This window comes from Natronincola ferrireducens (assembly GCF_900100845.1).
Taxonomy (GTDB): Bacteria; Bacillota; Clostridia; order Peptostreptococcales; family Natronincolaceae; genus Natronincola_B; species Natronincola_B ferrireducens.
In genome coordinates this window covers 125,020-139,655 of the sequence record NZ_FNFP01000004.1, presented here as the reverse complement: position 1 = coordinate 139,655, position 14,636 = coordinate 125,020, and the positions used below count along the sequence as shown (strand labels likewise).

General features: G+C 37.7%; 13 protein-coding genes. 1 reads left to right on the top strand and 12 read right to left on the bottom strand.

Going from position 1 to position 14,636, the window contains the following annotated elements:
* Positions 1–4 precede the first annotated feature (4 nt).
* On the top strand, positions 5–967 hold the full coding sequence (locus BLS22_RS10455; RefSeq protein WP_090553700.1) for a P1 family peptidase: 963 nt from the start codon (positions 5–7) through the stop codon (positions 965–967).
* Positions 968–1,052: 85 nt separating this feature from the next.
* Here the strand turns inward: BLS22_RS10455 and BLS22_RS10450 are convergent, their stop codons facing one another.
* The 12 genes from BLS22_RS10450 to BLS22_RS10395 all read right to left on the bottom strand — a co-directional run bounded on the left by BLS22_RS10450 (position 1,053) and on the right by BLS22_RS10395 (position 14,539).
* On the bottom strand, positions 1,053–1,478 hold the full coding sequence (locus tag BLS22_RS10450; protein WP_090553699.1) for a YwiB family protein: 426 nt from the start codon (positions 1,476–1,478) through the stop codon (positions 1,053–1,055).
* Positions 1,479–1,496: 18 nt separating this feature from the next.
* Positions 1,497–2,546, bottom strand: coding sequence for a D-alanine--D-alanine ligase family protein (locus BLS22_RS10445; protein WP_090553698.1), 1,050 nt, complete (start codon positions 2,544–2,546; stop codon positions 1,497–1,499).
* A 131-nt stretch (positions 2,547–2,677) separates the two neighbouring features.
* Positions 2,678–3,340 (bottom strand): stage II sporulation protein R, encoded by a 663-nt coding sequence (gene spoIIR / locus BLS22_RS10440; RefSeq protein WP_090553697.1) that lies wholly within the window; start codon positions 3,338–3,340, stop codon positions 2,678–2,680.
* A gap of 292 nt (positions 3,341–3,632) precedes the next feature.
* Complete coding sequence (locus BLS22_RS10435) at positions 3,633–4,742, bottom strand: GerAB/ArcD/ProY family transporter (RefSeq protein ID WP_090553696.1); 1,110 nt, start codon at positions 4,740–4,742, stop codon at positions 3,633–3,635.
* Positions 4,743–4,764: 22 nt separating this feature from the next.
* A complete protein-coding gene (locus tag BLS22_RS10430) occupies positions 4,765–5,949 on the bottom strand; it encodes a Ger(x)C family spore germination protein (protein WP_176762137.1) in 1,185 nt (394 codons plus the stop codon).
* A 29-nt stretch (positions 5,950–5,978) separates the two neighbouring features.
* Positions 5,979–7,574, bottom strand: a complete 1,596-nt coding sequence (locus tag BLS22_RS10425; RefSeq protein ID WP_090553694.1) for a spore germination protein — start codon at positions 7,572–7,574, stop codon at positions 5,979–5,981.
* A gap of 16 nt (positions 7,575–7,590) precedes the next feature.
* On the bottom strand, positions 7,591–7,803 hold the full coding sequence (locus BLS22_RS10420; RefSeq protein WP_090553693.1) for a CLC_0170 family protein: 213 nt from the start codon (positions 7,801–7,803) through the stop codon (positions 7,591–7,593).
* A 100-nt stretch (positions 7,804–7,903) separates the two neighbouring features.
* The gene (locus BLS22_RS10415) at positions 7,904–8,638 is read right to left on the bottom strand and encodes a nucleotidyltransferase family protein (RefSeq protein WP_090553692.1); all 735 of its coding nucleotides are present in this window, start codon (positions 8,636–8,638) and stop codon (positions 7,904–7,906) included.
* A gap of 32 nt (positions 8,639–8,670) precedes the next feature.
* Complete coding sequence (locus tag BLS22_RS10410) at positions 8,671–9,354, bottom strand: GntR family transcriptional regulator (protein ID WP_090553691.1); 684 nt, start codon at positions 9,352–9,354, stop codon at positions 8,671–8,673.
* The gene (ispE, locus tag BLS22_RS10405) at positions 9,347–10,225 is read right to left on the bottom strand and encodes a 4-(cytidine 5'-diphospho)-2-C-methyl-D-erythritol kinase (RefSeq protein ID WP_090553690.1); all 879 of its coding nucleotides are present in this window, start codon (positions 10,223–10,225) and stop codon (positions 9,347–9,349) included. The genes BLS22_RS10410 and ispE overlap by 8 nt, the downstream gene beginning before the upstream one ends.
* A 185-nt stretch (positions 10,226–10,410) precedes the next feature.
* Positions 10,411–11,985 carry a DUF3794 and LysM peptidoglycan-binding domain-containing protein gene (locus tag BLS22_RS10400; protein WP_090553689.1) on the bottom strand — a complete coding sequence of 525 codons (1,575 nt, stop codon included), beginning with the start codon at positions 11,983–11,985 and terminating at the stop codon, positions 10,411–10,413.
* Positions 11,986–12,184: 199 nt separating this feature from the next.
* Positions 12,185–14,539, bottom strand: coding sequence for a YcdB/YcdC domain-containing protein (locus BLS22_RS10395; RefSeq protein ID WP_090553688.1), 2,355 nt, complete (start codon positions 14,537–14,539; stop codon positions 12,185–12,187).
* Positions 14,540–14,636 lie beyond the last annotated feature (97 nt).

The following is a 14,636-nucleotide window of genomic DNA, read 5'->3' as shown; positions in this document are numbered from 1 at the left end:
AAAGTTGCAGAAAATTGAATTTACAGAAATAGAAGGTATTAAAGTAGGGCATCAACAGGATTTTGAAGGTGCCACTGGATGTACAGTTATTATTTGTGAGGAGGGGGCAACAGGGGGAGTAGACATAAGAGGGGGTGCTCCTGGCACTAGAGAAACAGATTTATTAAATCCAGTGAATCTGGTTGATAAAATTCACGGAGTTATGCTGGCGGGAGGTAGTGCCTTTGGTCTGGATGCCGCCTCTGGGGCTATGGAATTTTTAGAAAAACGAGGCATTGGGTTTGATGTACAGGTTACAAAGGTTCCTATTGTTTGTAGTGCAGTATTGTTTGATTTGCCTGTGGGAAACCATAAAATTAGACCCAATAGGGAAATGGGCTATCAAGCCTGTTTAAATGCTACCAACCAACCTGTAATAAACGGAACCATTGGAGCAGGCACAGGTGCTACTGTTGGGAAACTTTTAGGCTATGAAAGGGCCATGAAGGGGGGCTTAGGCTCCTATGCTCTTCAGATAGGGGAATTAAAGGTAGGGGCACTGGTGGCAGTCAATTGTTTAGGAGATGTTATCAATCCTTCAACTGGTGAAATCATAGCTGGTCTTTTAGATGAGGATTTAAAAGGCTTTGCTGATACTGAAGATGTGATGCTACAGCAATACGATAACAGAAAAAACCTCTTCAGCGGCAATACCACCATAGGAGTTATTGCAACAAATTGTACTTTTACCAAGGCCCAAGCAAATAAGGTGGCCTCCATGGCCCATAATGGCTATGCTAGAACCATGCGTCCAGCCCATACGATGGTGGACGGTGATACTATCTTTGCAATGGGTACTGGTAGGGTGGAGGCAGATGTCAATGTTGTTGGGTTTTTGGCTGCTAGGGTAATGGGGGAAGCTGTCCTTAGGGCTGTAAAAACAGCTACATCATTGGCTGGCATAAAGGCTTATGAAGATATGCTATAAAGGAAAAGGGGCCTTTGGCCCCTTTTTCCACTTGATTTTTAAATAATATCTTAAATTACTTATATTTATTTGAAATTTTATTATCCTACATCAATTGTACCCTTAGTTCATTAATGGTATCGGCTAAACCTTCTATCCACAAATCATAGTGGATTTCTATACTCCCCTTTTTCGTATCATCGCATAGTTTAACATCCAATTGTTTTGTAAAAATTTCCATGCCAAAGTTGCCAAACTGTGTATTGTATTGGGAGGTAAAGGCCTTTCCCTCTTCAAAAATCATTTGTAAATCCGTACTACCAAAACGTTTCATAGATACCCTATTACCCTCTTCAATCTTTAGGGTAGTAGTTGCCCCCTCCATGCCAGAGATTTCTGATTCATCATAGACAATATAGAGGTGATTCCTTTTTTCGTAGCAGGTTCCTTCTGTCACTAGTTCTATCTTATTTTCTTCCCCTCTATTATCTTTTTGAATACCCACTACCTTTATCATTCTCTTCTCCTTCATCTCATCCATCCTTTACTACTAGTATGATTTTGGTCTTTCATCAAACCTTTCTATGGCCAAAGCTATTAATCTATCAATCAATGCTTCATACCCAATGCCTGTAGCCTCCCACATCTTAGGGTACATGCTTATCTTTGTAAATCCTGGCATTGTATTGATTTCATTGAAATAGATCCTATGGGTTTCTCTTTCAACAAAAAAGTCAACTCGACTTAAACCGCTACAATCCAATAACTTATAAATCTTTAGGGCTAAGCTTCTGACCTCTTCTATAATAGTCTCTGGTAGATCTGCAGGAATTTGAAAACTACTGGTACCATTAAAATACTTATCCTTATAATCATAAAACTCATGGGAGGGTATGATTTCTGCTGGTAGGGAGGCTATAGCTTCATCGTTACCTAGGACAGAGCATTCAATCTCTCTACCATTGATAAATTCCTCCACCACCACCTTTCTATCATACTTAAAGGCTTCATCTATAGCTTCCAACAGCTGTTGTTGATTTTTTGCCTTTGAAATACCTACACTTGAACCTAGGTTAGCAGGCTTTACAAATACTGGATATCCTAATTTTTCCTCAATTTCTTGAATATATACCTCTTTTTTCTGTAAATAACTAGTATGTATCATCATAACATACTTTGCTTGGGGTATATTTTCTGAAGTGCAAAGTTTTTTTGACATGGCTTTATCCATAGCTATGGCAGAAGCCAATACACCTGCACCTACATAGGGTATGTTCATCATCTCTAATAAACCTTGGATAGTTCCATCCTCACCATAGGGACCATGAAGCACAGGGAAAACCACATCTATTTTTTCTCCATTGTTCTTTCCTAAGGAAATAACCTCTTTATCCTCTGCCAAGGCTTCCCATTCTCCTGTAGCAATTTTATCAAAGGGTCCTTTATATACCTTCCATATACCTTCCTTAGTGATACCTACTGGCATAATATTGTACTTCTCTCTATTCATTACCTTTAGTATAGAAGTCACTGACATCAAGGATACTTCGTGCTCTCCTGACTGTCCTCCAAAAACCACCATAACATTTAATTTTTTCATATTTACACCTTCCTTCATATCCTATTAATATTCTACTCTTATGTCACCTATTATTCAACTTTTTAATCTTGGTAAATAAAAAAACAGCAAAGAATTATTCTCTGCTGTACTTTGTTATTTTCTATATACTTTTAAAATTTAGATGCTAAACGATTAAATTGATTTCTAGAGGCTCTAAAAACCTCTGCTATCTTGGACTTTAGTTGTAGAGGTAATTCTCCATCATTACTGACTGTATACAGCAATGTATATTCTTCCTCACTTAATGTGTTTTTTAGCTCCTGTTGGGTTTTAGCATCGGTAAGGCCATTTTTTACATCTACAAAGCATAGGGGCGGAAACATGACACACCACCAATTTTGACCTATTCCTTCACCTATAACAACCTTTAGAGCTTCATATTTTCCAGCAGGAAATACCACGCCTCCATAGCGTCTTGTGGGAAAACTATCCTCTGTCAATATTGCTGTTACCTTCAAATCCTTACCATTGGCAAAGACCTCCTTTGCCGCCACTTCCTCTATCTTTTTTAAATTATTTGTAATAATTTCTCTACTTTCCTCCACACCACTGGAGGTCTCAAAATCTTCAGCCATGGCTTCAATAATTCTGTCCCTCACCTTTAACTTCAATACCTGGTCTTCAGGATCATCACTATTGGCTAAAACATGGAATCGAATGAGGTTTTCTCCCCGTCTTTCCAATTGAAAATCTCCACTATCTACTTTATTATAAAATACTATGCCACCTATAAGTCCAGTAATCATCATACCTATTATAATTCGTTTATACATATAAAATTCCCCCTCCTTAACCATTTGATTGTTCTATTATCAGTATGTACAAATAGGGGAAAAAATATGCAAGCCTTCCTTTATCTTTCCTTATATTTTTTCTCTAACCTTTTTGTTAAAAATCTCTTTCATTGGCATAGGCAACAAAATAACAATAGTAATCCTAGGACTTCAAAACAACTCTTCCTTGAAAAAATCTAATAATGTACCAATGGAGGGCTGCAATCTCCATAGTAGTGATTCTTCCCTCCACCCAGTAATATCAACCATCCATCTGTCCCCACTACCTTTGCTATGCTACTTTATCCTCTTTGTTTTTTCTACCTCTAATGATCATGGATATGAGGATTCCTAAAGGTACAAGAAGTATCACCCCGTAGACTGTGTAATCAGAAAACGTTCCTAAGCTTTCATAGACATCAGCTATACTGGTATCCCATGCTGCAACAACACCAATAAAGGGCAAGGGTAGGAGGGCATAGTAACTATGTTCCTTCCCCCCAGCCAGTTCCATCGTTAATAGTGTAGCTCCTAAATGAAAAGGGGCTATAGTCATAAAGATAGTAACTATCCATAGGGTGATGACAACAACCTGTACATCTTCTATAAAGGCCCCGGGAAGTTCTATGCTTTTAAAGGTGTTTATAACTGGCCATAAAAGCTCTTTTGTTTGTTGTTGACCCAAGGTTACTAAGGTAGAGGCATTTAGAATTTGATATAACAACAATACCATAACAATAGCAATAGCCCCCACCTTTGTAGATTTTTTAGGCTTATCTATAAACCCCCCAAAAATCAACAAAAGCTCAAAGCCTAAAAAACTAAACAGTACTACAGGTATCCCACGAATAATTTCAAAAGGAGAGGTTTGAAGAACAGGTAGAAGATTGGATGGTTGTGCATGTCCCCAGGATAACATAAATAAAGCTAATGTAACAACTGACAATGGTATTATTATAAATTCTGCCATTCTTCCCAGCACTTCTATCCCCTGTCTCCCTAGATAGGCTGATATAAGTAAAACTGCCAATCCCGTAAGTTCAGGAGGGGTTTGAGGAAGGAGCAAGGCATTTACTGTCATTGCAAATATTCGGATTATATATCCCGTTCCCCCTATAAAGTAAACGATGGTGTATATCCCTACAATATAAGCTATAGGTTTTGTTAGGGTTAAAGTGAGGATTTGAAAAAAACTCTTTCCTGGAAAAGATCTTATAATATAGCCATGAACAAGAGATACTCCTATCACTGTCAATCCTCCTACGATTAATATCAACCATCCATCTGAACCAGCCACCTCTATTAATTCCCGAGGTAAGGTCAAAATCCCCGAGCCCACAATGGTCAATATAATTATGCTAACCATTTGAGAAATCGATATTTTATCATTATTTAAAAACATCATTCTTCCCTCCTTTTCCTTATTATTTAGTTAATCCCATACGACGTATTATTGTATTTACATCGACTTCGATCTCTATGTTAGGAAAAATCTCCTGCCAATCCTCCTCCACCTCAGCCCAAAACTTTGGGTAATACTTACTGATATAATCATCTATCCCTAGGACATCCACTTCAAATTCCTTTTGGAGTTTTTCAATGGTATCCTTCAATTCTTTCTCCAATTTCTCCGATACCAAAGCTTCTATTTCTGTAATAATCTGGGATTCCAGCAAATCATTTTCTGTAAGAAATGCAAATTGTTGAATGTTTCCCTCTGTCCTAATCTCTTTTTTAATCTTAATTTTATCACTGGTGTCATCTAGCTCCGTTATAGAAGATAGATAGATTAAATCCACAGGAACAATATATTCAGTATCATTTTGATATCGTACAGTTAGTCCTCCCGGTCTAGCAGTCCCTCTTAGAATTTCTAAAGCCCTTGTTTCTACTTCACCCAGCCATCCCACCATTTGATAATCTTTAAAAACAGCTGAACCTGCCACCTTAATATCTTCTTCTCCTGGAACTATCCGTGGTATTACTATATTCCCCCATCGCCGAAGCTCCTCAAAAATATCTCCTATGACACCCCCTCCAGAGCGAGGAGAACGATCCTTGTTTAGAAATAAATCCTTCAAAAAGTCTCCTGTCATTGGATTTATTTGAGGCTCTATCCCTAACACCTCTTTGGCGGTATTGGGGGTAATAGCTATATGCACCCTTCTACTAATAAGGGGATCCCTTTCTATAGCATCTAAAGTCTCTTGAAACATATGGGCATCTCTAGCTACCTTTTCATCTATTACTACAACCTTCATATGACCAAAAAAAACCTGGCGGTTAATACGGGTGCTTAATATCCGAGTAGCCCCATAGAGGCTTTCACCTACTGTACTATAAACAATATTAGCATCTCCTCCTTCTCCGTTAATAAAGGAAAGGTTAGGTAAAACATAGGTGAAGGAATATCTATTTCTTGGGGTATCCTTAGGGACACGGGGGGCCTCCGCCATTACTTCTTCTTCCTCCTGTGGAGATGGTGCTTCATATTTATCTACCCCCAATACCATTACATATCCCCTTTTATCAATTTCAATAGCATCCCAACAACCCGTTAATACTATAGCTATAGCTAGAACCATCAATAGTATCATTTTCTTTCTCATTACTTCCATTCCCCTCCTAACTTCCAAGTTTATTTCTTCTCTTCTATATTGTCCTCCCTATTAAAATCCTCCTCCTGATGATCATCCAACCGGATCTTTTCATCTTTAGGGGAATTTACATCCCGCTTGTTCATGGCAATATGGGGCACCCTTACGACAGTATCCTTTAAATCAGAGGAATCTCCAATAAAGCTAATAAAGGGAGATAGATAAGGCATACCAAAGCTTTTTAAACTACACAGGTGTATAAGGATCAATAGAGCTGCCAGCATAATACCGTAAAGACCAAAGGCCGCCGCTGCAAATAAAATACCGAACCGAAGCAATCTAAAGGCAATAGATAAATTATAGCTGGGGATGGCAAAGGATGCTATTGCTGTAATGGCCACTGTGATAACCATCAAAGGTCCAACAATCCCAGCCTCCACTGCTGCCTGTCCAATAACCAAACCACCAACAATTCCAATGGTAGATCCAATGGCTCCAGGTAATCTAATTCCAGCTTCCCTTAGAATTTCAATGGTGACCTCCATAATTAAAGCCTCCACAATGGCTGGAAAGGGAACTGCTAATCTAGTTGCGGCTACGGCAAGGGCTAGGTCTGTAGGAATCATCTGGGGATGAAAGGAAGTGACACCTACATAGAGGGCAGGGGCAAAAAGGGCTAGGAACACACAAAAATACCTTAATATTCTAATTACTGTAGCGATATCCCACCGCTCATAATAGTCCTCCGCCGACTGGATTAAAGCATTGAAGGTGGTAGGTATAATGAGGGCAAAAGGGGTATTATCTACCACTAGAACAATCCTGCCATGAAAAATTGCCGATGCCGCCGTATCTGGACGCTCAGTATTTTGAATTTGAGGAAAAATAGATATCCATTTATCCTCAATTAATTCTTCCAGTTGACCACTGTCTAATATAGCATCTATATCCACATTGTTCAGTCTTTTATCTAGTTCCTTTAAAACTTCTTTGTTTACAATATCCTCCATATACATGACAGCTATATCCGTCTGGGATCTTGTACCCACTCGATAGTTTTTTATCTTCATCCGATGATCTCGTATCCTTCGCCGGATTAAAGAGGTGTTAAATCTCATGGTTTCTGTAAAGCCATCCCTCGGTCCCCGTATAACAGCTTCTGTCTGTGGCTCAGAAATTCCCCTGCCTTCCCAGCCCCTAGAGGGGATAATAATAATTTTTTCGTAATCATCCAATAGAAAAGCAGTTTCTCCACTCAATATATTTACTAAGGCATCTTCAATGGTATCCACTTCGCTAATTTCCGAGACGGCTAAGGTTTTATTTTTAATTAGATTTACGATGCTGTTTTTGAAGGTTTTAGGCTCTGGTGGTGCCAATCGAGAGTCGATCATTAAGCTCTCGATGATATAATTGTTGATTAATTGCTTATCCACCATACCATCAACCCACACAACAGCCGCTTTATAGGTATCCTCCTTTCCTATAGTAAATTCCCTATAGATCACATCGTCACAGTCCTTTAAAAACTTCTCTTTAAAAAGCTTCAGGTTTTTTTCAAGACTTTTGTTGGTTTTTATATTCCCTAGTTTTTGTTTTTTTTGTTTTTGACCAAATAGCTTCTTCCAAAATCCCATCTTAATGCCCCACCTCCTATGGTCTATAAATCCTTAAGGCTATAAATAGAGTAATACCTCCAACAACGTAAACATAACCTAGAGCTTTTGCAATTTTTACATCCCTTTTAAGCTTCTTTTTTCTCAAAAGTGGAACATCCCTCAATAATAAAAACAACCCTATAAACACCATTAGTACCAGCATATAGCCGTCATAAATATCCTTTAATCTTATTAAAAATTGTTGCAACTTTCTTCACCCTTTTCCATTTTGTCACTTCTTTTTATAATGTTTGCAGTTTTGGAAAGTTCTATGCAAATTAATAGAGCAGAGAATAAATTCTCTGCTCCTACAAATATTTTTCTAATATTAAGATGTCTTCCAGCTTATCAATGTCGTTGGCTATTTCCGGGTCTTGGCTAATAATGGTCTTGGCCCTTATATGGAATTTTTTTTGTATGTAGCCTTCTAGTCCTAGTATAGTAAGTCTCCTCATCAATAACGCTATAATAAATGGAAAGCCCAGCACTCGACACATGCTAATTGGCTTTTTTCTGTTTTCTATCATTAGCCTAGCAGTTTGCTGAATTTTATTAAGAACTGTTGGTGCCAACAGAATCATGTTGCCCCCTGTAAAACTACCATCCTTTAGATGGACATAGGTTCTTTTTACCTGGGGATAAAATTTCTGACAAAGGCTTTTTTCTACAATGGGATAGGCGATATCTACCTTTAAAGCTAAAGCTGTATGAATAAAGTTATCCACCACATCCCTATTGATTAGAGGTATATCACAGGTGACAATGAGGATTTCTTCCTCTCCCTTAAAATATCCAAGGGCCTTTAGAAGATTGTCCATCATAGACGCCTCCTGCTGGACTAAAATATCTACATCCTTATCAATCCTCTCTTGAAGGGTGTCTATATTACCAATAACCAAAATAGTATCAATAAAATCACTGGTCCTTAAGGCTTTAATAATATATTGAATCATAGGGATTCCCTTTATAGGGGCAAGGGCCTTTTCTTGGTGAAAGTTTCCCCTGTCTTTTTTTCCTTCTCCTGCTAATATAATAGCCTTCATGTAGATACCTCCCTAGGATTTGCTTGCTGGTATTATTTTCTTCTATCTGGAGGTGCTACCTGCTTTAGCATATGCTTCGCCAAGTTTTCAATATGCTCCATCCCATAGGTATAAGCCTTTTTAACATCCCTTTCAGAGATGGCCTTATAAATTTTTTCATGCTCCATAACTAGTTCTTCAGACTTGTTGTATTCAGAAATATATCTAACACGAAAACGATAAATCTGCTCCCTTAAACTTTGGGAGATTTGATAGAGTTTGTGATTTTTTGTAGAGTAAAAAATTGCATCATGGAATTCCACATCTTTTTGAATCATACCTTCTACATCTTCTTCTATATGACATTGTCTAAATTCTTTGGCAATTTCCTTTAAACGTTCTACTTCTTCCTCCCCCATTCGTTCTGCTGCTAGGGAGGCCGCCAATCCTTCTAATGCTCCTCGAATCTCTAGAACCTCTATCATATCCCTTACAGAAACATCGGCAACATAGGCTCCCTTTCTGGCCACCATGATTACCAACCCTTCTAGCTCCAGCTTTCTGATGGCTTCCCTTACTGGGGTTCTGCTAACCCCTAGCTCTTCTGCCAACTGTATCTCCATCAACCTTTTGCCTGGCTCTAGCTTCCCCTCTAAAATAGCCTCCCTTAAATATTGAAATACAATCTCTCTCAAAGGCTTGTAGTTTTCAATTTTTAGCTTTTCTAGATTATTCATAACCATTCCCCTTACTATAGCTTTGTACCAAATAGGTTTGCCTATTGATAATCTTAAGATTTTCATAAGCAGATTTGGCCCTTTCATATTTCTTAAAAACAGCAAAAACCGTCGGTCCGCTTCCTGACATCATGCTGCCTAGTGCATTGTATTCTATTAATTTTCCCTTTAATTCTTTAATTATTGGATGTTTTTTTTCTGTCACCGTTTCCAACACATTTATCATGTTTTTGGATAATGTATACAAATCATTGTCTGCTACAGCCTTCAATAGTTTGACTGTATCAGGTCTATTGTTTATTTTTGACAAATCCAGCTTACTATATACTTCTGCAGTGGAAACAGAAATAGACGGTTTTGCAATAACTATCCATACATTATTTAAACCTTTAACAGGAGTTAGCTTTTCTCCAATACCCTGAGCCAAGGCGGTGCCTCCCATAATACAAAAAGGTACATCAGCACCTATGGTGATACCAATATCCATCAAGTCTTTCTGGGAAAGCTTTAATTGCCATAAGTAATTAAGACCTTTTAAAACAGCAGCTGCATTAGAACTTCCCCCTGCTAACCCTGCCGCTACAGGAATATTCTTTTGAATGTAAATATCTAGTCCTGTAGCAATATTAAAATGTTTTTTTATGATTTCTGCTGCCCGGTAAGCAATGTTGCTGTTGTTTTTAGGGATATGTTCACAGTCGGTTATAATGTCGACGGTTTTCTTATCCCTTCTCTCCACTAGGATTATATTGTCATAAAGGTCAATTTGCTGCATAATCATCTCTACCTCATGATAGCCATCGGGCCTTTTACCCAACACATCAAGAGATAGATTGATTTTTGCCCTAGATTTTAATTTTATTTTATCCATTGATCATTAGCTCCTTCAATTCTCTACTAACTAGTATATATTATATATCAATTGATGAAGTTTCTGCAAATTTTCAATAAAATATTTGAAAATAAAAAAAGAAGGACCCCAGTGTCTGAAACTGCGGTCAAAGCTTTTATGTTTCATAGATAATTTAAATGAAACTAAAGATTTGGGTTATTTACTTAAAATTTGAAGTTATACACCTTTTCTATAATAATTTGATCTCCTGACTTTACATCTTGGATACTTTCAATTTCATTGGTCTCCATAATATGCTGAACAGTGGTATGATACTTTTTAGCTATTTTCCAAAGGGAGTCTCCCTCTTGGAAGAAATAAATGGTCAAGCTTGGTTGCTTAGTAATATCAATTACTTCTTCTAATTCCTCTACATGAGAAACAACATCTATGGATTTTGTACAATAGGCCTCACAACCCGTTCCTATATTCATTCTTATTTCCACTTGTTCTTCATTGATTCTACTATAATCTAAGTCCTGCACCACCAAATTTACCTCTGCATCCATTCCATCCTTCAATCCTTCAATTTCCATATAATGTCTAAAGGGAACCTCTTGCATATAGCTGTAAATAGGTTGCAGTTCTTCTTCAGTAGTATAAATAACTGTGGTCTCCAATACTCCCTCCAACATCACCTTATCCTCCAATAGATTGTAGTCAGTCAGAATAGGTTTTGCGTGGACAGAAAAGACCTCTGCCATCGGTGGATTGTTGGTGGGGAGATCCAGCGTTTCCCTCACCAAGACTTGAGAACGATGAATTCCCAAATTTTCCTTTACCTCTAGCTTAGTTTTTTCTATTTCTAGTTTTTTTGTTGGAGAATAGGCGTCTACTACAACTTCCCTTTTTTGGGTTTCCATAACAACAGCTTCTACACGTAGTATACCTTCTACTTCTAAAATTTTCTTTTCTCCTTCTGCATTTTCCTTAATATCAGTATATACATCCTCCACCTTAAGGTTTAACTTGTATTCCATATCACTATAGGCTTCTGGAATTTCTATAAAGTGGGTGAAGGCCATTTCTTTTTTAATTGCATTTAAAGGTGCATCTAGATCTTCACCTATGTAAAGAACTTCTAGTATTACATTGCCACCTACGATAACCTTACCATCGGTAATTTTAGTTTCCTTTTCCACAGGGATAGCATACCATTTTAATACTTCCTTGATTTCTGGTAAGTCCTTTTCCAACTCAAAGGCATCCTTCACAAGGGTGTCAGAGGCATTACTTCCTATAATATCTGTATATTGTAGGGTTTCCTTTAATACCTCCATATCCTCAAGACCTTCTAAATCCTTAGTGATTTCTATTTGACTTTCTTGAATGCCTTTTCCCTCCAGATTGATAACAGCCTTTACACCTATTTTCCGTTCATTATTTAAACTGAAGTCTATATGCTCAATTTCAGCTGTTACTTGGTTCTTCATGTGGGGAGCCAAGTTCTTGATCTCTATAGCCTGGTTGAAATCCGTACTACTATCTATACTATATAGAGGCTCCTCCCCCTTTTCAGATGCATACAATACTTTAAACTGTAGACTACCCTCTACAACAATTTTATTATCCTGTGTTTCTTGTTTAGCCAATTGTATATTGCCATCCACTGCAACTACCCGTGTAATATCTGGCTTTGTATCGGGGGCTAATATATCCCCTTCTATAATGGCTTGAACAGTATTTTCTCCTATGACTTGGTCTACCTTTAATAAATCCTTCATTAGCTCAACTGCCATTTTTTCCTCACCTCTCATTTATCATAAATTTTTTATTAAAACTCTTATTATATCTTATTTGCCTTTCCCTAAAATATGTTAGAAAGTTTGTCAATTTCCCCATATGTCCATTAAATTTTTCTCTACTATATATATGTTTAGGACATAAAAAAAAGAAGTGAAAAATTAGATTTTTCACTTCTAGAATTGATTTATATTATCATCTATTGATTCTTCCAAATAGCTTGAAGGTTCGATAGATAGCTACCGCTGCATCCTCTAATGTAACCTTTCCTTTAGGCTGATAGCTGTCTCCCTCTCCCTTTAATATATCTAACCCATACATCAAGGCTACTGCACCTTGTTTATCTGGGCTGATTTTATCGAAGTCATCTACTGGTACAGTATAGATTTCCTGAGCCAAAGCTGCTTTTTCTAATGGTGTCATCTTAATCAGCATTTCTGCAAAGTCTTCCCTCGATACAGTGTTATAACCCCCAAGGGCTACGGCTTTATTTTCAAGAAATCTATGGATTACCGCCCCACGGATATATTCTATATAATCATCCTTCGGAGAAACATCAGTGAATTTCAGTTCTCCCACTTCGTCAATGCTATAATGCCAATTGCCTACCGCCGATGTCATCATCTTGATAATTTCATTTTTGATGATTTCATCGGTTAAATCGAATTTTTCTAAATCCAAGATCCCATTGACCGCCATAATTTTTAATTCTCTTTCTGCCAAATGGCCTTTAAGCTTCTCTTGGATACCCCCATTTTGACCAGCCTCCAGTTTAACCTGTTGGCCATTCCAGTCTAAAAAGCTTCCAGTGTGGGCATCTATATAACTATAAACGGGGTAATTTGTAAGTTGATTACCGTAAACCAATTTAACTTGATTTCCTTCATTTTCTCTTGGCTGTCCTAAAACCACATAGGAAAGGCTTACTTCTGACTCCTCCATTAATAAATCTAAGGCTTTTTCCTGTTCCAATAGGTTTGTGGTTTCAGGTAGGGCTATATCATGCCACCTTGAATAAATTCTTTCAACCCTGCCGGTGGAGGCATCGATGGACACCTGTACCTGATTATCCCTATAGGGAATATTGTTTTCCTTTCTAGCAAAATAGAAATAGTACTCTGGATTGACAATTTGTCTATCATTGTAATAATGGATATTTTCCCTGTAAGTTTCCTCTAGTTCAAGGCTTTTCAGCTTTTCTGGGTATAACTCCTTTATAACCTCAATTGCTTTATGATAGCCCTCCTCCCATGTTAAAGCTGGAGTGACAGGATCTCCTGACATTATCATCATTTCTCTCATTCGCCAGTTATGATGATTTAATTGAATTACTTCCTCCGTCATAGCATCAATGCTTAACTGTCCATTGGCATAGGGTTCATCCTCAAAACGAAAGTTAATATCCCATGCTTTTCTTCTGGTACCGTCTCCATAAATGGTACTGGAGTGATAGTTGGCGTGCTCAATCTTAAAGGCTTCTCCATCATAAACCTTACTTAATATTTGTCTTGCCAGTGCTATGGCTTCCTCTTTGTTCATCTCTTGACTACGGGTCTTTCTAGTAGCTTTTAGTCTTTGGAAGGCCTTTTTCTCCTCAGGTGTAACATCAATTTTCTTCGGTTCCTCAGAAACCTCTCCTCGGTAATTCACCATTTCACCTGTAGTTGCGTCTACCCAAGCACCACTATCAAATCTTGGTGAATAGGCTAACTTCACTTCCTTTACACCATCACTATAGCCCTGGCTTGTATCTCTAACAGGAATGTAGCTTAATTCCAGCTTTATGTTGTCCTTGAAAGCTTCCTTAGCCTCTTCTTCACTAATAACTGTCTTCTTCTCTGGGAACTTTTCTTCACTCCAATTTAAACTATAGGAGGTAACTTCTCCACTACCACTATTGACACCTATTTGTACTCCATTATGTAGCACTGGGATACCATCTTGTTGTCTCATATAGGAAATAGCGTATTCACTAGGATTTAGTCCGTTCCCCATATGTCCATAATAGTGAGGGGTGTGAAATTTTGGATCTAAAATAAGCTGGTCTAAAATATCTTTATTACTTTTTAATAAAAATTCATGGGCTATCTTTTCAGCTTCCTCACGGGTATATTTAGCGATTTGATTTTCTTCGCTTCGATGATCTTGATGTTTTCTTAGCCCCATTAGCTTACCATCTTCGTCCCTGATGGTGACATTTACACTTAAATACTCATTTCTTCCATGTCTATGAAAGCCCAATTCCCATACAAAGTTCCCTTTTCTATTCCAATCCTCTCGAAATTGGATATTGCTTTCAAAGTTTTGTCCCTTTTCATCAATCTCTAGGTTAAAATACTTTTGAAGATAGTCCTTCCCTATCTTTAACGCCTCTTCTTCTTTCATATTGGCATTGGGTTGGGCAGCATCTTCCTTCCCCATGTCATAACCTACAGCTTCATCCACTACCCTTGATATATGCACTGTACTTGTAGCTCCAAAGACAAAAGCTCCATTGGAAACCAGTAATCCCCCTACAACTAGACCAGCAATGGTCTTTTTGAAACCCATCTAAACACGTCCTTTCTTTTTTGTAAAAATATACCTAATATGTTAATCATAACTAGTATATCAAAAACTTTAAGAAAATAACAATTTTTAAATAGTC